At 56.2% G+C, this 22,287-nt stretch carries 3 protein-coding genes; all 3 read left to right on the top strand.

Features of this window, described 5'->3' with window-relative positions:
- Positions 1-105: 105 nt before the first annotated feature.
- The 3 genes from SC127_RS17410 to SC127_RS17400 all read left to right on the top strand — a co-directional run bounded on the left by SC127_RS17410 (position 106) and on the right by SC127_RS17400 (position 22,279).
- A complete protein-coding gene (locus tag SC127_RS17410) occupies positions 106-18,333 on the top strand; it encodes an Ig-like domain-containing protein (protein WP_332627222.1) in 18,228 nt (6,075 codons plus the stop codon).
- Positions 18,334-18,697: 364 nt separating this feature from the next.
- Complete coding sequence (locus SC127_RS17405) at positions 18,698-20,614, top strand: Ig-like domain-containing protein (RefSeq protein WP_332627220.1); 1,917 nt, start codon at positions 18,698-18,700, stop codon at positions 20,612-20,614.
- A gap of 309 nt (positions 20,615-20,923) precedes the next feature.
- Positions 20,924-22,279, top strand: a complete 1,356-nt coding sequence (locus tag SC127_RS17400) for a TolC family outer membrane protein (RefSeq protein WP_215846138.1) — start codon at positions 20,924-20,926, stop codon at positions 22,277-22,279.
- Positions 22,280-22,287: the final 8 nt, after the last annotated feature.

Below are 22,287 nucleotides of genomic sequence, written 5' to 3'. Positions count from 1 at the left end.
CTGCATCGCAGAAAGTGAGGTAATGCGTGGATCTTAAAAGCATAAATCTAATTTATGATTTTGAATTCAGTATATTAGCTAATCTGGTGGAGTAGGGGTTACAACATGGCAGAACTCACTCAAGGCCGAGTCGATATCATTTCTCGTGAAAACGGCACACTGATCTCTCAGTCCAACGGCGGTTTAACTCAAACAATTAACCTCGCAGAACCCAGCATAGTGCGCATCAACGGCACGCGCGCCATGGTGGTTCAATACGAACGTCAGGGTGACGATCTTATTCTGCATATGCGCGACGGCAGCACCGTACGCTATCAGAAATTTTTCTTTGACGATGTCGAAGGCGAACACAGCGAACTGGTTTTTGATGATGGCGTAAATCCCCCGGAACACGCGCTGTTTCCCACCACAGCGGAAGGCACAGACCTGGCCGCTGCGTCAGTTACACCTACCTATGAATCTCTCAACAGCGTAGATCCGCTGCTGCTGGCTGAAAATGCCAATATCTCAGCGGGTGTCTTAACCGCCGGCGGTTTAGGTGTGCTGGGTCTGGCAGGTATCGCCATCGGCGCAGCGGGCGGTGGTGGTGGTGGCGGTGGCGGTGGTGGCAATGACGGCGGCACAGACAACCCTGCGCCAGGCACACCGACTATCAGCATCAATCCCTTTGCCGGTGACAATGTGCTGGATAACGCGGAAAAAACCGCGACGCAAACCCTCAGCGGTAACACCACTAACGTGGAGGCGGGCCAGCTGGTCACCATCACGCTGGGCGGTCAGAACTACAGCACCACTGTCGGTGCGGATGGCAGCTGGAGCATCAACGTACCTGCCGATGCGTTAGCTGCATTAGCCGCAGGTAACACCAGCATCAGCGTTTCCGTTAACAACGCGGCGGGCACCGTAGCAACCAGCGATCTGGCGATCACAGTGGAAGCGCCGCCTGTGACCGAACCCGGCACGCCAGTCATCAGCATCAATCCATTTGCGGGTGACAACGTGCTGGATAACGCTGAAAAGACGGCAACACAAACCATTAGTGGCACCACCTCTAACGTGGAGGCGGGCCAGCTGGTGACTATCACGTTGGGCGGACAAAGTTACAGCGCGACGGTGGGCGCAAATGGCAGCTGGAGCGTAGGCGTTCCCGCTACGGCGCTGGCAGCGCTGGCAAACGGCGCGAATGTGATTAGCGTTACGGTTAATAATGCAGCCGGTACACCAGCTGAGAGCAGTCTCAATATCAGAGTGGACAGTGAGCCTGATTCACCGGTGATTAACATTGCTCTGTTTGCGGGCGACGATATCCTGGACAACAGCGAGAAGGGCACAGCGCAAACACTTTCTGGCACAACCAGCGATGTTGAAGCGGGTCGAGTGGTGACGATCACCCTTGGCGAGCAAACCTTCTCCGCCACGGTTAACGCCAATGGTAGTTGGAGTGTCACTATCCCGCCTGAGGTTTTGTCAGCACTGGCTGCAGGTTCAGTCACGATCACCGCGACGGTAAGCAACGCCGCAGGGATTGTAGTGACAGAAACGCGCGAAGTTTCTGTGGAAGCGCCAGGAATCCCTAATGAGCCTGGCGTTACACTCACCACACCTTTTGGCGATGGCGTACTCGATCCGGGTGAAAAAGAGATTGCACAAACACTGAGCGGTTCTACCACCAATATCGAAGCGGGTCAGACAGTTACCGTTACGCTCAATGGCACGAATTATACCGCCTTGGTGGCTGAGGACGGCAGCTGGATCGTGGTGCTTCCTGCTGACGCATTGGCTGCGCTGGCTGCGGGTAATGCCACGCTGACTATCAGCGTGACCACCGCGAACGGAACCGTGGTTAGCGAAGATTACAACTTCCTGGTCGGCACGCCAGCCGTAACGGAACCGACCATCACACTGGATAACTTCGCCGGTGACAACGTTCTCGATGAAACGGAAAAAGGTCTTGGGCAAGTTCTCAGCGGTACGACCACCAATGTTGAGGAAGGTCAGTTTGTCACCTTAACGTTGAACGGCCAGGTTTATAGCGCTGCCGTTGGCGCGGAGGGTAACTGGAGTATTACGTTACCGCCTGCGCTGTTGCAGTCGCTGGCAGCGGGAGAGTTGACGCTGGCCGTGAGTGTCTCGAATGCGTCTGGCGGCACCGCCACCGGAACGGTGGACGTCACAGTAGAAGCGGGACCGCCGACGATTGCGGCGGCAGTGTTTGCTGGCGATGGTGTGCTTGATGCCACTGAAGCGGCTGGCCCGCTGACGTTGAGTGGGACAACCACGGGCGTAGAAGCGGGAAATACCGTGTCAGTGACGTTCAATGGCAATAATTACACGGGCATCGTTGGGCCGGATGGCAGTTGGAGCATTGCGCTGCCTAATGGTGTCTTGGCCGATGTAGCGCCGGGCGCTGCATCGCTGGTGGTCATCGTCACCAATAATTCAGGCACCGAAGCCACGCAACAAATTAACTACACGGTTGCCGCGCCTGAGCCACAGCCAGGCGATCCGGTTATTAGCGTTGATGCTTTCACCGGCGATGATGTGCTGGATAACAGCGAAAAGGGCAGCGATCAAACCGTAAGCGGTACTACCACTGACGTCGAAGCCGGGCAAGTGGTCACGCTGACGCTCAACGGGCAAAGCTACAGCGGCACGGTGGAAAGTGACGGCGCATGGAGCATTAACGTTCCTTCTTCTGCGCTGACTGCATTGGCAACCGGCACTGCGAGTTTCGCTGTCAGCGTGAGCAACGCGGCGGGGGATGTTGCCACAGTTACCCATGACGTCACTGTAAATGCCCCGTTGCCGACCCTTAGCGTGAATGCTTTTACTGACGACGGCGTGCTGGACGGCATCGAGCAGGGCAGCGATCAAACTCTGAGCGGCAACACCACCAACATTGAAGCGGGTCAAATCGTTACGGTCACGCTGGGCGGTGAATCGTTCACCAGCACCGTTGCCGCAGATGGCAGTTGGCGTGTGACTCTGCCAGCCGCTACCCTTGGCACGTTAGCGGAAGGCACTAACACCGCTTCGGTCAGTGTCACCAATGTGGCAGGTGAGACGGCCTCCAGTGATTACAACTTCACCGTTACGCTGCCAGTCACAGCCGAACCAACCATTACAGTGAACGCCTTCGCCGGTGATGATGTGCTGGATGTGGGCGAAAAAAGCAGCAGCCAGACGTTGTCCGGTACCACTGAAAACGTTGAACAAGGTGCAGTTGTCACCGTTAGCCTGGACGGTCAAAGCTGGAGCGCCACGGTCTCTGGCAATGGCAGTTGGAGCGTGAGCATTCCGGCTGAGGCGCTCGCCTCGCTGGCAGCAGGCAGTGCCACACTTGGCGTTTCTGTAGCCAGTGCTCAGGGCACTGCAACCGCGTCACGGACTTTCACTGTCGAAGCGCCGGATGGCGTATTAACGGTGAATCCGATCAGTGATGACGGCTATTTGAATGCGGAAGAAACCGCCAGCCCGCTGCAAATTACCGGGCAGGCAGAGAATGTGGCAGAAGGCGCCGTTATCACGGTTAATTTCAACGGTACGGATTACAGCGGTACGGTTGACGCGCAAGGTAACTGGAGTGTCACCGTCCCTGCTGACGCGCTGACCGGCTTGCAAGATGGCATCCAAACCCTGCAAATCAGCGCAACGGACAGCAACGGTAATCCAGCCAGCAGCAGTGCAACGCTCAATGTTGTCGTAGAGAACATTCCAGATGTCAGCGTAGGCACATCAGTCCTGACCGATGGCACGCTGGACGCCACGGATGCTGCCAGCGACCTCAATCTCAGCGGCAGTACTGGCGCAACCGGCGCAGGCCAGACGGTAACGGTGAATGTAGGCGGTACCGATTACTCCGCTACCGTGAGTGAAGATGGAAGCTGGACGCTAACGCTGCCAGCAGCAGATTTGCAGGCGCTGCCACAGGGCGCGAGCACCGTCACCATTACTGCCCGCGACGCAGCCAATAACACCAATGTTGAAACCCTGAACTTTACCGTCGATACCGGTCCGGGCACGCCAGCTGAACCGACTATCAGCGTTAACATCTTTGCTAACGATGATCTGCTGGATAACAGCGAAAAAGCCACCGACCAAACGCTCTCTGGATCGACCACCAATGTCGAAGAAGGACAGGTAGTTACGCTTACGCTCAACGGACAAACTTACAGCGCACAGGTTGATGCTGAAGGTAACTGGAGCACCAGCGTCCCAACGGCTGACTTAATTGCACTGGCCGCGGGCACGGCAACGGTTGATGTGAGCGTCACCAACGTTGCTGGCGCAACCGCCACCAGCAGCCACGACTTTAGTGTTGCCCCAGCTGAAGGTCTGCCGGGCATCATCACCATCAGCGAACCCTTAAGCAGCGATGGCTATCTGAACGCTGACGACGCCACGCAAGATCTGATCATCACCGGAACGGCTGTTGGCGTGGCGGAAGGCCAGCTGGTAACGGTGAGCTTCAATAATGTGAACTACAGCGGCAGCGTAGCGGCTAACGGAAGTTGGTCCATTACCCTGCCGTCTACCGCCTTTGCAAATATTGCTGATGGGCTGCAGCAGGTTACCGCCAGCGTGACGGATGCTAACGGTGCAGTGGTCAGCGATCAGGCTGGATTAACGGTTGCCGTTACTGCTCAACCGCAAGTTAATCTGGATGAAACCGCCTTCAGTGACGGTGTGCTAAGCGATGCCGAAGTCGGTAGCGATCAAATTCTTAGCGGCACGACGGGTTTGCCCGGTGTAGGACAGCGGGTTGAAGTCGAACTCAATGGGAAAATTTACAGCAGCGTAGTGAATGCGGACGGTTCCTGGAGCCTTTCGCTGCCTGCAACCGATCTCGCTTTGCTGGCTCAGGGGCCGAATAGCCTGACGGTTACTGTTACGGATGCCGCGAACAACAGCAACAGCGAAATCATCAATTTCACTGTGGACAGCCTGTTACCGGTGCTAAATCTTGGCCCTGTCGCGGGTGATGATGGGGTATTAAACAGTGAGGAAATAGCCAGCGGCCTGCCGCTTACCGGTTCAGGCTCTGCGCCGGGTGACGTGGTGACGGTGTCGCTTAACGGCGCAAACTATAGCGCGGTGGTAGGCAACGATGGCAACTGGACGGTAAACGTGCCGGCTGAAGCGTTGCAAGCACTGGCAGACGGCAGCAGTTATACCCTGACCGTTACCGTAAGCGATGCCATTGGTAACGTAATCAGCCAGTCACAAACGCTGACCGTGGATACGCTCGCCCCAGCAGGCAGCATCAATGCGCCTGGCGGGGACGGCATTCTGGGTGCCAACGATTTGTCAGAGCCGCTGATTCTCAGCGGCACCGGTTCACCGGGCGACAGCGTGACCGTTACGCTCAATGGCCAAAGTTATACCGCGATTGTCGCGGATAATGGTCAGTGGAACACCTCTGTACCCACAGCCGATCTTGCCGCGCTCACCGATCCTTCTTATCCGGTTAGCGTGACAATTACGAATGCCGTGGGGAATAGCACCACGCAAGACACCACATTGAACGTGGCGACGACGCCACCACCGCTGACGGTGGGTGATTTGGGCGGTGATGGTGTCATCAATGCGGGAGAGGCTCAGCAGCCGTTAATTGTGACCGGCGTCGGTAGCAGCGGCGACACCATTACCGTGAGTCTGAACGGTCAAACCTATAGCACGGTTGTGGGCGATAACGGCAGCTGGAGCGTCAGTGTGCCTGCGGCGGATGTGGCGCAAGTGCCTAACGGGCCACAATCGGTTGCCGTCACGGCAACCGATGCCAACGGCAACACCACAACGGTTACTGATACGCTGGAGTTTGCGACGACGCCACCGCCAGCCACAGTGACGCAGCCTGCCAGCGATGGCTACATCAATATTGGTGAACACACCCAAGATTTAGAACTGAATGGCGCAGGCGGCACGCCAGGCAATAATGTCTCGGTGGTGTTTAACGGTGACACCTACACCACCACCGTTGGCAATGATGGCAACTGGTCAGTGACCGTACCGGCAGAAGCTGTCAGCCAGTTGGGTGATGGTATCTATCCCGTGACCGTCACCATCGATGATCAATATGGCAACAGCACCACCGTGGTCTCGGATGTCACCGTAGTAGCAGAAACCGCACGTACCTTAACCATTGCGCCGGTAACGGGTGATGATGTTATCGATCGCGCCGAGCAACTCAGCGATGTATTGATTACGGGTACAACAAACGTACCCGCAGGACAGCCGGTACTGCTCTCAATTAACGGGCAAACTTATGATGGCGTCGTTCAGCCTGGCGGAAGCTGGAGCGTCACGCTGCCAGCCGGTTCGCTGGGCGGCGTTGGCACCAAAGCTTATACCGTTACCATTACTGATGCAGCAGGCAATCAGGCCACTGGCAATGGCGAACTTTCAGTCGTTACCACCGCCGATCCGGTGCTGGCGATTGCGCCCATCAGTGAAGACAACGCCTATAATGCCGCCGAATCGGCCAGCGATCTGATCATCAGCGGCAGTTCGGCGAATCTGCCCGCAGAGACTATCGTCACCGTTAATGTCGGCGGCGTGAGCTATTCCAGTGCGCTGGATGAAAGCGGCGGCTGGTCGATCACCGTACCGGCGGCGATTGCCAGTGAGTTGGAGCAGGGCAATCAAACTATTACCGTTACCGCGGGCGGCGTAGAGGTGACGCAAACCGTGCTGATTGCGACCACGCCATTAGCCGCACCCGTTGTTGAAACGCCGTTTGATGACGGCGTGTTAAACAGCAACGAAGTGAATGTCCCTCAAACCCTGAGCGGCACCGCAGCGGCAGGGCAAACCGTCACCGTCACGGTGGGGGATAATAGCTATCCCACCACGGTGGACCCGCAGGGGAACTGGAGCGTTAACATCCCACCGAGCACGTTACAGGGGCTGGGACAAGGTGCTAACACGGTTATCGTTACGGTCAGTGATGCGGCTGGCAATGCCACCAGCAGCACCGTGCCGATCACGGTTGACACCGGTACGCCAACAGCCACCATCAACCCTGTTGCTGGAGACGGCATCATTAATGCGGCTGAAGCAGAAAATGATGTGCTGGTGCGCGGCAGTGCCGCACCTGGCAGCAGCGTCAGTGTGGAACTGAACGGCGAAACTTACGCCGCCACGGTGGCGCAGGATGGCAGTTGGGTGGCCACCTTGCCAGCCGCCGATCTGCAAGCGCTGGCGGAGGGTCGCTACGATCTGAACGTCACGGTGACGACAGCGAACGGCAATAGCGGCACCACCTCTTCCGCACTGACTATTGATACCACTGCGCCGACTTTCGTCTTTAATTCGCCAGCTGGCGATGGCGTTCTTAACGCCAGCGAACAGGCAAATGGCGTCACCTTCACCGGCAGCGGCAGCGCCGGCGATGACGTCAGTCTGACGCTGGATAATGTGACGTATACCGGCACGGTAGATGAAAACGGTCAGTGGGCGCTGGATATTCCTGCCAGCAACCTGGCGGGCCTCACTAATGGTAACTATCCCATTACGGTGATCGTTAGCGATGCTGCGGGCAATACCGCGAGCGAGACCCGTAATCTGACGGTTGATACCAGCGCTCCGCCATTGGTCGTCAACCCGGTTAGCGGCGATTACAACCTCAACACCAACGATCTGACGCAACCGCTGACTATCAGCGGATCGGGTCAAAACGGCGATCAGGTGAGTGTGAGCCTGAACGGTAAGTTTTACCGTACGCAGGTGGGTGTGAATGGATTGTGGTCGTTGCAAATTGCACCCACCGATCTACAAGCACTGCCGCCGGGTACGAATCCCCTGACGATTACCCTTACGGATGCACAGGGCAACCAAACAACGGTCACCAACGACCTGAATGTGGCGACCGATCCACTGGTGCTGCCGACCATTACGGTTGATAGCGCAGGCTTCGCCGGTGATGGCATCTTAAACGCCGCAGAACAGCAGCAACCGCAAACGCTGAGTGGTTCAACCACCAATGTTGAACAAGGCCAGCAGGTTTCCGTCACGCTGGAGGGTACAACCTACACCGGCGTAGTGGGCGCAAACGGTGAATGGAGCATTATTCTACCTCCGGCGGCGTTGGCAACGCTGGCTGACGGTAGCCAAACACTGACAGTGAATGTGATCAACGCCGTGGGCAATACCAGCAGCGGTGAAGCGACATTCACTGTTGATAGCAGTGTGGGTGGCGTGGCTTTGGCACCGGTGAGCGGCGATAACTATCTCAACGCCGCTGAAGTTGGCGGTGAGGTTACCTTTGGCGGTAGCACCAGCAACATTGCGGCGGGCAGCATCGTTACGGTGAACGTAAACGGGGCGGATTATTCCACCACGGTCGGCGCAGATGGAAACTGGACACTGACACTGCCTGCGGGCACCTTCAGCAACGTTGCGGAGGGTGCGTTGACGGTGACCACCACCGTCACCGATGCTAACGGCCTGACATTGGCCTCACAAACTGACACGCTGAATGTTCTAACCACCACGCCGCCAGCTACCGCAGGTGTGGCGTTTGGCGATGGCATTCTCAATGCAGATGAAGCCGCTGCTAACGGGGCGATCAGCGGCACAACCGGCGTCAGCAATCCGGGCCAGGTAGTGACTATCTCCCTGAATGGCGTGGATTACAGTGGGCTGGCTGACGCAACAGGCGCCTGGCAGGTTTCGATCCCGGCCGAAGTGTTGGCAGCGCTGCCCAATGGCAGCACGCCATACAGCGTCACCGTGACCGATATTGCTGGCAACAGCAGTAGCGCCCAGGGCACTTTTGAGGTCAATACGCTGCCGCCAGCGTTAACCCTGAATGAGCCAGCGGGCGACGGCATCCTCAATGCCAATGAAGTCACGCAGCCGCTGAATCTCACCGGCACCAGTGAAGGCAATGCGCTGATTTCAGCCACCTTCAATGGCACCACTTACAGCGTTAACGCCGATGCAGACGGCAACTGGACACTGCCTGTGCCGGCAGAAGCGTTTGCCGGAGTAGTCAACGGTAGCTATCCGCTGACCGTCACGGCCAGCAATGCGGCAGGTAATGTCACCACTGAAGTCAGCAGCTTAACGGTGAAAGCCGATGCTGCCAGCCTACCGACGTTGGCCCTGAATCCGTTTGCCGGTGACAACACGGTGGATGGCGCAGAACGACAAACCGATCAAATCCTTTCCGGAACCACCACGAACGTAGAGGCGGGCCAGATCGTGACGTTGACGATTGGCGGTCAACCCTTTACTGGCGTCGTGCAAGCGAGTGGCGACTGGAGCCTGACTGTCCCTTCCGGTGTGCTGACGGCGTTAGCCGATGGCACGGCAACTTATACAGTGGCCGTCAGTGATGTGGCGGGCAACGTGGCATCGGGTAATGTGACGATTACCGCTAACAGCACGGCATCTGGCCTGTCGCTGGATGCGCTAAGCGGTGATAACTATCTGAATCTGAATGAAAGCGCGGATCCGTTGATTGTGACGGGCACCTCGGCCAACGTCGGCGAAGGCGGTATCGTCACGCTGTTGCTGAACAACGTGGGCTACAGTGGCGTGGTCTCTGCGACAGGAACCTGGAATATCATTGTGCCTGCCGAGGCGCTGGCAAACCTGCCGGATGGGCCACAGACCCTGACGGTGACAGCAGCAGACTCAACGGGCGCAACCCTCAGCAGCACCGCCACGCTGAATGTGATCATCAATAACTTGCCTGATGCAGCCATAACCACGCAATTGGGTGGCGGTACGCTGAATGCCACGGATGTCGGCTCTGCGCAAACCCTGAGCGGCTCAACTGGCGTCACGGGCGATGGTCAAGCGGTCAGCGTGACATTAAACGGCACTGACTACAGCGGTACGGTCGATGGCAACGGCAACTGGAGCATTACGCTTCCTGCTGAGGCGCTGGATGCACTGGACGAAGGCACCACGGATTATGTTGTCACGGTAAGTGATGCAGCAGGGAACACCAGCGCGGTAAACGGCAGCGTCGATATTGATCTCACACCACCCACCCTTACCCTGGGTGCGGTGGCGGGGGATAACATCGTCAATGTGGCTGAAAGCGCTGAGGTCATTACCCTGACCGGTAACAGCGATGCAACGGGCCAAACGGTAACCATTACCTTGAATAATCAGGTCTGGACCACCACCGTGGGTAACGATGGCAACTGGAGCCTGGATCTGCCCGCCGGTGTGCTGGCGGGTGTGCCTGCTGGTGCATACACGTTGACCGCCACGGTCAGCGATGCGGCAGGCAACAGTTTCACTGAAACGCGCGAGATCAATGTTGCCACTGGCGAGCTGGCGATCAGCATCGAACCGCCGTTTACGGAGGGTTATCTGAGTCAGGCTGAGGCGGGGCAAAACCAAACGCTGAGCGGCACTACGGGTGTTACCGGTGAAGGACAAACCGTTACGGTAACGCTCGGAGGAAGGGATTATCCTGCTGAAGTGGATGCCAATGGTAACTGGACGCTGACCTTAGAGAGCAGCGTGCTGCAAGGGCTTGATCAAGGTATCACGACGCTTGTGGTTAACGTTGCGGATGCCGCCGGCAATACAGGCAGCCTGGAAAGCAGCGTGATGGTTGATTTCGTTGCGCCAACGCTGACCGTTAATGACATCGCGGATGATAACGTCATTAACTCGATTGAAGTTTTGCAGGAAATTCCAATCAGCGGCACCGCGTCGTTAGCGGATGTCGGACAAACCGTGACCGTGACATTTAATGGTCAGGCTTATCAAACGCTGGTGCTTTCAGATGGCACCTGGAGCGTGAATTTACCGGCCAGTGCAATACAGGGCTTAACGGATGGCGATTACCCGGTGGGGATCTCGCTGACCGATGCGGCGGGTAACACCACCAACATCAGCCAGACCGTGACGCGTGATGCCGATGCCGTTGATCTTCCTACCTTATCGGTGGGTGCGATCAGTGATGATAACTACGTCAATCGCGTTGAGGCGGGTGAGGCGCTGACGATCAGTGGCACCAGCACCAATCTGGCTGAAGGGCAACTTGTCACTGTCACGCTGAATGGTCAGAGCTACAGCGGGACAGTCGAGGCGAATGGTAACTGGACGGCGACAGTGCCCGCTGCAGATGTCGGCGCGCTGGCGGATGGTGAGCAGGTTATCGTGGTGACTGCCGCAGACAGTTCAGGTAATCCAGCCAGCAGCAGCAGCAGTTTTGTGGTGGTTGCCAGCGAGGCTGTTCAGCCCACGCTCAGCGTCAATGTGGTAGCAGGTGATGATGTGATCAACGCCAGCGAGGCGGGAGAAACCTTGGTGCTGAGCGGCAGCAGTACGTTACTGCTGCAAGGCACGGAAGTGACTGTCACGTTGAATGATATCGATTACAGCACCACCATTGATGCAAACGGAAACTGGAGCGTTTCAGTGCCGGCTGACGTTGTCGCTGATCTACCGCAAGGGGCATTAACCCTGACGGTTACGGCGAATGATGAAGCGGGCAACCCGGCAAACATCAGCCACGATGTTACGGTGAACAGCGATCTGCCCGCCTTGAGTGGTATTTCACTCAGCGCAGGTGACACCTTAAATCTTGCCGAGTCGCTGCAGGATTTGGTGGTCAGCGGCACCACTGAAGCCAATCTTCCGGTTTCAGTGACGCTCAATGGCATCACTTACACCACCACAGCCGCAGAGAATGGCAGCTGGAGTTTGTCGATTCCTGCGGCCGATCTGCAACAGTTAGCGGATGGCGGAACCACCCTGAACATTGCGGTAACGGATGCCGATGGCAACACCGCCACCGATACCGCTGATCTTAACGTGGCCTTTAATACGCTGCCTACACTGACGCTGGAGCTGCCGTTTGGCGATGCCTTGCTCAGTCAAGCCGATGTGGGTATTGAACAAACGCTGAGCGGCACTTCCAGCGAACTCGCTGAAAATACGGTAATCACTGTAGATATTGGCGAACTCAGCTTCACCACGCAGGTTGGCGCAGATGGCAGCTGGAGTCTGACGCTGCCAGCCAATACGTTGACCGCTGTCGCTGATGGCATTATTCAGCTTACCGTAACGGCCAACGATGCAGCGGGTAACCCGGCACAAGCGTCTGCCAGTGTGGAAGTTCTTCAGACGCCGCCAGCGCTGCCAACAATTGGCGAGACACAGTTTGGCGATAACGTGATTAACAGCACGGAAGCGGGAACGATACAGTTGATTACCGGCACCATCGACGCCAGTGATGGGCAAACCGTGACGGTGAATGTGGATGGCAATCCACTCACAGTCACCGTTGATGCTAACGGTAACTGGACAGCCAGCTTGCCGCCAACGCTGATCACCAGCCTGGGTAACGGAACGCACACCCTCACTGTGGTCACTACCGACCGTGCGGGCAACACGTCCGAGGCAACACAAGACTTTACCTCGGCCATCACCGCCATAGCTCAACCCACGCTCGATACACCGTTTGGCGATGGACGCATCAACGCTGACGAAGCCGCGGCAGATGGAAGCCTTACCGGCAATCTCAACATTGATAATGCAGCATCAGTGAGTGTCAGCCTGAACGGAACGGTTTACCCCGCCACGATTAATGGTGACGGTACCTGGTCACTGGAATTGCCCACAGAGTTGCTGCAAACCCTGCCCGATGGCACCTGGCCAGTCACGGTAACGGTCACCGACAATGTCGGGAATACCGTTTCAACCGACGGCTCGGTGCAGGTGGTGGTAAACACCTTGCCAGACGTAACCCTGAACCTGCCCTTTGGTAACGGTGCGCTGGATGCGACAGAAGCGGCAACCGCGCAAACGCTGAGTGGAACAACGGGTATCACGGGCGCAGGTCAGGCGGTCGGCGTGACCATTGAGGGCCTGAATAACGACCAGCCATTCAACGCCACCGTGCTTGAAGATGGCTCATGGACATTGACGTTAAGCCCCGCCGATTTGGCGACCCTGGCGAATGGCACGCACACCATCAGCGTTACGGCGACAGACATTGCGGGCAACAGCGACACGACATCACAGGAGGTGATTACCGCTGTCACTGCTCCAGCACCGACCTTCGCGCCCAATCAGTTTGGCGATGATAACGTGCTCAACATCAGCGAGGCCGCCAGTGGCCTGGCACTAACCGGTACCACAGGTAGCACCGGGGCCAATCAGGCAGTGAGTATCACGGTCGATGTTAACGGCACGCGTTATACCGGTACCGTGAGCGAGCAAGGTGAGTGGAACGTCAATATACCGGCAGGTGCGCTGAGTTCGCTGGGCAATGGCAGCCATACGCTGAACGTGACGGTAGTTGATGCCGCAGGTAACAGCGTGACGTCGCCGTTTACCTTTACTTCCGATCTCACCCCGCTGCGCCCAACGGTTGACGCACAGTTTGATGATGGCTTCATTAATGCGGCTCAAGCCGCAGAAGACTTCACGCTGAGCGGTACCACCGGTAAAGCGGGAGCAGGTCAGACCGTGACTGTCACCATGGGCGATGAAAGCTATGCGGCAACGGTAGATGAAAACGGCGGCTGGACGGTGCTCATCACGTCTGAAGAACTGGCCGGTTTTGCAGATGGCAGTTATCCCGTTTCGGTGACAGCAACGGACGTTAACGGCAATACGGCGACGATCAGCAATACCTTGGTGGTCGATACCACGCCACCGACGATCACCGTTAATACATTTGCTGGCGACAATGCGCTGAATTATGCCGAAAGTATCCTGCCACAAGTTCTGAGTGGCTCGGCAACGGGCGCGCAAACGGGTTCAGTGCTAACCGTGAGCTTAAACGGCACGGCGTTGGGTACGGCAACGGTAGGAAGTGATGGCACATGGAGCCTGACTTTAACGCCAGCGCAGTTGGCAACCTTCACTTCAGGTTCTAACACCGTCACCTTTACCGTTAGCGATCTGGCGGGTAACCCTGCGACGGAAACTGTCACCTATGCAGTGGATCTCACACCGCCACCGGGACCATTGGTAACGCTGGGTGCAGTTTCTGGCGATAACATTGTCAGCACGGTTGATCAGGCGCAGGGATCGGTAGCCATCACTGGCACCTCCGCAAACCTGGGCGCGGGCGGCGTGGTTGAGGTGGTGATTGGCACAACAACCTACACCACAACCATTGATGGCAGCGGTAACTGGAGTACTTCCGTGCCGGCCACCGCTTTTGGCGATAGCGATGGAAACGTAGCGGTAACGGTCAATGCCAGCGGCGCTAACGGTTCTGTCACTACCGGCGGCAATGTGGTGGTTGATCTTACGCCGCCAACGTTGACGATTAACAACTTCGCCACTGACAACGTGGTCAACGCCAGTGAAAGCGAGGTACGTCAATCCATCAGCGGGACGGCTTCCACTTCGGAAGTGGGGCGCACCGTGGTGGTCACGCTCAATGGCAAAACCTACAACGCCATTGTGCAGGGTGACGGTAGCTGGTCTACCAACGTTCCCGCAGCGGATATGCAGGCGCTGGCTGACGGTTCGCAAACCATCACTGCTCAGCTTAGCGATGCGGCAGGTAACGTTACCAATGCCAACGAAGCTATCACTGTAGATACCTCAGCACCGCTGATTGAGCTGGACGCGTTCTTAGGCGACAACCTGATTAACGCCGCCGATATTCTGGCAACGCAGGTGTTAACCGGCAGAGCACCTGGCGCAGAAGGCGAAACCGTTTATCTCTATGCTGGCGACAGCGCGCCCCTTGCCTCGGCGGTGGTGGCTGCTGATGGCACGTTTAGTCTGGATCTCTCTCCACAGGTGCTGGGCAGCCTGACGGAAGGCGCGCTGGTGTTTGGCGTGCGTGTCACTGATGACGCTGGCAACCAAACGGATGCCACATTGACCGTTAACAAAGTGGTCAACGCAGCGTTGAATCTGGTGGTCGACTCGGTGTTTGGCGACGGAACCTTGAGTGCCGTCGATACCACCGTCGCGCAGATCATCAGCGGTACCGCAGAATCGGCTGGCGTTGGAGCGATCGTCTCCGTGGTCGTGGGCGGCACTTCGCTCACTGCATCGGTGGGTCAGGATGGCAAATGGGCCATTGTGGTCCCGCCAAACGTGCTGGATCTGCTTACGGATGGCCAGTTAGCGTTGGATGTTACCTTGACCGATGCCGCTGGCAACAGTCGCACCGTAGGTGAAACGGTCACCGCCATTGTTGATGCGGTACCCGTGGTGGGGAATCTCGTCGGGCTGTTTGGTGGCGATAACCTGCTGAATATTGCGGAAGCTGCGGCGGGCCAATTAATCGGTGGCGTCATTGAAAACGCTGCGGAAGGTTCGCAGGTCACCGTGACTTTCGGCAGTCGCAGTTATACCACGACGGTGCAGGCTGGCGGCAACTGGAGCGTCACGCTGCCGACGGGCGATCTGACCTCCTTGTTGAATGGTGATTTGTCACTGGGTGTGAGCGTGACAGATGTCGCGGGTAACGTGGCGTCCAGCAGCGCAACCATCGGCATCTTTACCCAGCAGCCGTCCATCAGCCTGACGTCGCTGTTTGGTGATGGCATCCTGAATCTGGTTGATATTGCGACCAATCAGACCATCAGCGGTGTGGTAAACAACGTCGCTGCCGGATCAACGGTGACGCTGAACGTGGGCAACAGCCAGGTTACGGCGCTAGTCGGCACCGGCGGAGCCTTTAGCGCGACGGTCACGCCAGACATTCTTTCTACTCTGGCGCAAGGCAATCTCACCGTGGGGGCCAGCGTGACGGATGCGGCAGGCAACACGGCCTCAACCAGCGCAGGTATTCGCGTTGATACGATTTTGCCCACCATCTCGGTCAATCCGCTGTTTGGCGATGGTTTGTTAAATGTGGCAGATGCACTGGTGAGCCAGGTGATTGGCGGCGTTGTTGGCGGGGCGGAAGCGGGATCGCGCGTGGTGGTTTCCATCGGCGGTCAGCAATATGCAACACTAACCGATGCCAGCGGTAACTTTAGCGTTTCGCTCTCGCCAACGCTGTTACAAGGCATTGCGGATGGCAACCTGACGGTGGGCGTGAGCGTCACCGATACCGCAGGCAACACCACCAGCACCACGGCAGGCGCGCTTGTAGGCATTCATAACCTACCGAAAGTGGTACTGAATCCGCTGTTTGGCGATGGTGTACTCAACCTTGTGGAGTCATTGGTCACACAAACCGTGAGTGGTACGGTCACGGGCGTGGCGGGTGGTAGCACGGTACGACTGGCGATTGGCAGTATTAGCGCTACCGCAACAGTCAACAATGATGGCACCTTCTCGACGCAGTTAACGCCAGACCTGCTCAGTACGCTGTTAGGCGGCAACTTTACCGTCAGCGCCTCGGTGACTGATGTCGTAGGTAACACCACCACCACCCTTGCCGGTGTTCAGCTGGCAATTGGCAACCAGCCGACATTAACCCTTAATACGGTGTTTGGCGATGGCGTGTTGAGTGCAGGCGATTTGGCCTCTAACCAAACCATCAGCGGCTCCAGTAGCAATCTGGCTGCGGGTTCAACCGTGAGCGCAACGCTGAACGGCGTAACCTACACCACCAAAGTGGTCAGTGGTGGTAGCTGGAGCATCAGCGTGCCAAAAGCCGATCTTGCCGCGATCGCTGATGGCACTAAAACAGTGGCCGTCACCGCCACGGATGCTTACGGCAACGTGGCAAACGGCAGCGGCAATCTCAGCGTGATTAGCCATGTCGCCCCAACCGTTGCCATCACCTCGCTGTTTGGTGATAACGCGCTCAGTGTTGTCGATGTGAAAACAACGCAAACCATCAGTGGTACCGCCACCAATGCGGAAGGTTCGGTGATTCGCGTTACGGTGGGATCACAAACGTATAGCACCACAGTTAACGGCAGTGGTGCCTGGAGCTTGTCGGTATCGCCGGCTAACCTTGCGGCGATTGCAGATGGAACCTACACGGTGTCAGCCAGCGTGACCAACAGCGTGGGCAGCAGCGGCAGTGGAACAGCAACATTGGGCGTAGCCAGCCATAGCACCCCAACGGTTGGGCTTAACAGCTACTTCGGTACGGATGGCTACCTCAATATCGCTGAGTCCAATGTCGCGGAAACCATTAGCGGCACCAGCACGAATGCGGTGGGTGGGCAAGTGAGCGTCACGCTGGGTAGCACAACGTTAACCGGCACGATAGGGGCTAACGGTGTCTGGAGCATCAGCGTCCCGTCAGGAGTCTTGAAAGCGATTCCCGATGGCAGCCAGAACATGGTTGTTACCGTACGGGATATTGGTGGCAACACCGTCACCACCAACAGCGCCTTTAATGCCTTGTCGCATAATGCGCCGCTGGTGGGAGCCGATCCGGTGCTCAACATAGTGACCTCGCTGCTAACCGGATTTACGGTGAACGGAGGATCGTTATATGCAGCGCAGGGCTCAGTCGTGAAGGTCACGCTGCTCAATTCATCCGGCGGGCTTTCTAATGTCAGTGTTACTACCACCACCGATGCACTGGGTCGCTACAGCGCCAGGTTCACTTCCGGGCAATTATTGTCGTTAAGTGGGTTGGTTCTTTCTGCGCTGACTGCGGCGCAAATAAAAATCACCGATGCGGCAGGCAATACCTCAGCGTCAAATGTCACGCTGCTGTTGGGATCGTTGCTGGCGGTGCCTGCTGCGACAACAGCTTTCAGCACGCTTTCTGTGGATGACACCGCGACAGCTGCTGCCGTTGCCGATCACAACTCAACTGCGTCAACCAGCACGGAAGCGACGACAAACGCCAAAGTGGCTGCAGTGGCGGCTTCCAGCCTGGTCACGGAAGCGGACACTGCCAGCGATACCTCGACCACCAGCAGCACTGAAACCCAGGATGCCACGGCAACCGCAGGCGTGACAGCAGTTGCCGATGATCAAAGTTACACCATCGGTGGCGTGGTGATCACGCTGGCGGACGGCACCACGGCAGAGGGCGCATCGGTAACGGGTAGCGCAGGTGATGACACGGTTAACGTCAGCACCCTGAACTTCACCCATATTGATGGCGGTGCGGGCACCGATACCCTGGTGCTCAACGGCGATCATATGACATTGGATCTTACCTCGCTGGGCCTGAAAGTAGAGCACATTGAAGTGCTGGATTTGGGTACAACCGGCACCAACGCGGTGAAACTCGATCTCAATGAAGCACTTAACATTACTGATAAGCAGAGTGATGATTTGGTGATCAAAGGGGCTGATGGCAGTCAGGTGACGTTGGCAAATACCAATGGCGGCGTGTGGGAAGTCACTGGACAGCGTACCGTGGAGGGACAAACCTTCGAGGTTTATCACAACTCGGCGCTGAGCAGCGATAACACCTTGGGCGATGTGTTAGTGCAACACAACTTGCAGGTACATGTGGTGTAAGCCCGCATTGTAACGGTAAGGTGTACTGATGAATCAGCGAGTGTGTGAGCACTCGCTGATTTTTTTTATTTGCGGTTCGTGATAATCAATTTTCCAGATTTTCGCCACTATCCATCAATTGAATGAAAGATTAGGGTAGGTGCAACTGCACAGTGCAAGGCTGTGTGATGCATAAAACCGGACGTTGGTATTTTACTTTTCTCTTCTGCTGAGACTTATTCATTAATCCTTGTTACCTACGGGTAACCCGTTCCGACCAGCGGAAACGGGCCGATGCGTCTGGCCTGAACCTAATCCTGTCCGCGAGTAAATATCAATATCTCTGATGGCTTGCGGCTAATGTTCTTTTGAATCGAGGTTACCTATGTCCCAACGTGATGATTATCGTGCTGTTCGGCTAGAGTCGATCTTTCAGGCTGCCGTCAGCGATTTTGCCCTGCCTGATGTCGCAACAACATCCACTTCTGTGGCGCGTGCCAGCAGTGTGGTCGCCAGTTCAGATTCAGAGGGGCAAACATCAGCGGTTAGCCTGAATACGCTGGCGGTCAGCGCGGCAGATACGCAGGCACCGGCCGCGCTGCGTCCCTACGAACCGATCGCGATGGATGGCGTCATTGCGGGTTGGGAAGCCAACAATCGGGTGCATTTACGCGGCCAGGCGGTGGGCGAAGCGGGATCAACCGTGACCCTCACGTTTAACGATCAAAGCTGGCAGAGCACGGTGAATAAATGGGGCTACTGGAATGCCTCAATGCCGGCTGAAGCGTTGAAAGGATTGCCAGATGGCAACTACAGCCTAAAGCTGACTATCACCGATAAAGCCGGTAACAGCACCGAAAGCACGGTGGACTTCGGACTTTATGTGGATAAAACCATTAAGCCAACGGTCACGGTTGACACCATAAGCGGTGATGACGCGGTAAGCATAACAGAAGGTGTTTACGGCGTGGATATCACCGGCAGTGCCACGCATATGGCGACGAATTCAATCATCAAGCTGACGCTAGGCGATAAAACCGTGACCGGCGCGGTGGGCAGTAACGGGCAATGGATCGGCCACTTCAGCTCTGACGATCTGCAAGCGTTACAGGATGGCGTTTACAGTCTGAAAGTCACGGCTGTTGATGCCAACGGCAAATCCAGCACGGTGACTCACGACTTAACGCTGCTGACTCACTTGAGCAGCGTGCCGAAAATCCATTTCGATAAAGTCACTGATGACAACGTGATTAACCTGGCTGAGTCAAAACAGGATCTGTTGCTCAGCGGCACGCTTTCAACGGTGGCAGCGGGCCAGGCGTTGGTATTGAAAGGCGGTGATGGCGTTGAACATCACGCGACGATCGGCGCAGATGGCCATTGGCAGGTGCTGATTGCTGCGGCAGATGTCGACAAATTTATCTCAAGCGGCGAAGTGCGCGTTTATGCCATTGATGCGGCGAACAATTACACCGACGACATACTTAACCTTAATATTCATACTGTTTTAACGCCGATCTATTACGAGATGAATATTGGCGGTGATATGACGCTGAACTATGAAGAAGCGCAGCATGGTCTGACTTTCTATATCGAAGGTGTTAAGGAACTCGAAATAAACGGCAAAACCTACTTGCCGGAGCAGGGGATGATTACCCTTCCCAAGGATGATTTGATGGCGTTGTTGGATGGCGACGTCACCGCAACGGCTCATCGTTGGGATGATTATGGCAACAGCGATACACAAACGCTGGATCAGTTCTTCAAGGTTGCGGTACATGACTTACCCACCCTCACGCTCAACACGCCGTTTGATGACAACGTCATTGATGCCGCTGATGTGAATACCTGGCATCTGATTCAAGGCAGTTCCAGCCATCTTGATCAGGGCAGCATCGTCACGGTAACGCTGGGCGATCAAAGTTACAGTGCGGCGGTCAAGGCGGACGGCAACTGGGCTTTGACTATTCTTGCAGGTCAGCTGGCGCCGTTGGATGAAGGTCAATATGAGATGAAGGTGACGGCGAAAGACAGTGCGGGAAATGTGGCCAGTGCCAGTCAGAACGTCACGGTGGATACGCATGACGCGTCGGCAACGACGCTCAGTACGCTGAAGATGGATGACGTGATCGATGCATTTGGCACCTCTGCGGCGGTGACGTCAACCGCCGCAACCTCCACCACAGAACCCGCCACCGCAGCCGCCTCACATACAGCAATCGACAGCAATTTGGTTGCCGATTCGCCTTATACCCTGGCCGATCACTTATGGCAGCACAGCGCAGCGCAGATAATGGCCTGAACCTGCTGTTATATAAAGTAAACGCCACTATGCAGACAGGTTTGGTAAGCCTGTCTGCATGGATTAATGGAAAAGGCATCGCTCAAAAATCGCGCTAAAAACAAAAATATTAACAATTTCAGCCATTTTTAGCAGGACTAAGCGCGTATTCTGATCTATTAATGTTAAAGGTCGCTTAGCGTTTGGCTTTCGAACCATAAAAAATAAAGGTATTCAATCAAGTACTACGCCGTACGCGGCGGGTTCTTTTCGTACGCTTAAATCACCGGGAAAACACAATGACGATAAGAAAACCTGTTGGTGTTAATAATGAACAAAGCGCGAATGACCTTGTTTTTATGCGCCCTAAACGGCGTAGTGTTAACCGCGGCCGTAGCCGCACCGTTACCTAAAGCGGAATTTAACTGGCGTGCTGCGCCGACTGAAGAACAAATTGCCACCTTAACGCTGCGGGATGCCATTCTTCGTGCTTTTGCCCGCAATCCAAAAATATCGGAAGCGGCGGCGCAAATCCATGTCGGTGAAGGCGATTTAGATGCCGCAAAAAGTGCATGGTATCCACAAATCTCACTGCAAGGTGCGGCGGGACGTTCACATCAAACTGACTCAGCCGGTAGCCTGAACAATAACGGTTCCGGCGGTATTACGCTGAGCCAGCTTTTATATGATTTCGGACGCACCGGCGGCGCCATTGACGAGCAGCATGCGCTGTCTGATGCTTATCGTTATAGCCTGTTTGATTCCATGACCACCGTTGCGGAAGATACGCTGCAAGCTTACCTCGAAGTAAAACGTTATCAGACGCTCTCCGTCACCGCGCAAACCAATATCGCCTCGCTGGAGCGGGTACGTGATATTGCCAAACTGCGCGCCGATGCGGGACTCAACTCCCAATCTGATGTACTGCAAGCGCAAACGCGTATTGCGGCGATGCACGCCACGCTGGAGCAATATCGCGCCCAACTGCGTTCTGCTAAAGCACAGCTCACCGTGTTGACCGGCGTAGTACCGGAGAATTTGCCAGAGCTGCCGCAGGCACTGCTGACTCAACAAATCACGCTTGATAAAATTGCCTATGAAAACAGCGCTGCGGTGCGCAGCGCGCAATCTAAGCAGGAAGCGGCGCGCGAGCGGGTACGTCAGGCGCAATCGGGTCATTATCCCACCATCAAAGTGCAGGCCGGACGCACCCGTTACGAGAATGATCGGCAATCCTATTGGGATGATGAAGTCCAACTGCAAGTTGAGGCACCGCTATACCAGGGCGGTGCGGTCAACGCCAAAACGCAGTCAGCTGAAGGCGAACGTGAAGCTGCACAAGCCGCTATCCAACAAGCCAAACTCACCATTAATCAGAATGCTTCAACCGCCTATGCCGACATGATTGGCGCACAACAACGCCAGCAGGCAGGCGAAGTACAGTTGGAAAGTGCCGATCACACCCGCAACGTCTATGCGGATGAATACCGCCTCAGTAAACGAAGCCTGAACGATCTGCTCAGCGTGGAGCAGGATGTGTTTCAGGCGGACAGCTCGCGCATTACCGCGCTTTACGATGGTTGGGATGCCACCGTCCGCTATGCCGCTGCCGTGGATAATCTGCTCGATATCATGGGTATCGATCGTCAGAAGAGCAGCGGCGATCTTCTTCCTTCGCTGCAATAGCGCGTTCC

This window comes from Pantoea sp. T14, from assembly GCF_036663535.1.
Lineage (GTDB): Bacteria > Pseudomonadota > Gammaproteobacteria > Enterobacterales > Enterobacteriaceae > Pantoea > Pantoea phytostimulans.
The sequence above is the reverse complement of the archived record's forward strand: the minus strand, read 5'-3'. Positions and strand labels throughout refer to the sequence as shown.

Excerpts from the sequence above, each read along its gene's own strand:
- SC127_RS17405 (WP_332627220.1), top strand. The coding sequence starts at position 18,698 with ATGTCCCAACGTGATGATTATCGTGCTGTTCGGCTAGAGTCGATCTTT.
- SC127_RS17400 (WP_215846138.1), top strand. The coding sequence starts at position 20,924 with ATGAACAAAGCGCGAATGACCTTGTTTTTATGCGCCCTAAACGGCGTA.
- SC127_RS17410 (WP_332627222.1), top strand. The coding sequence starts at position 106 with ATGGCAGAACTCACTCAAGGCCGAGTCGATATCATTTCTCGTGAAAAC.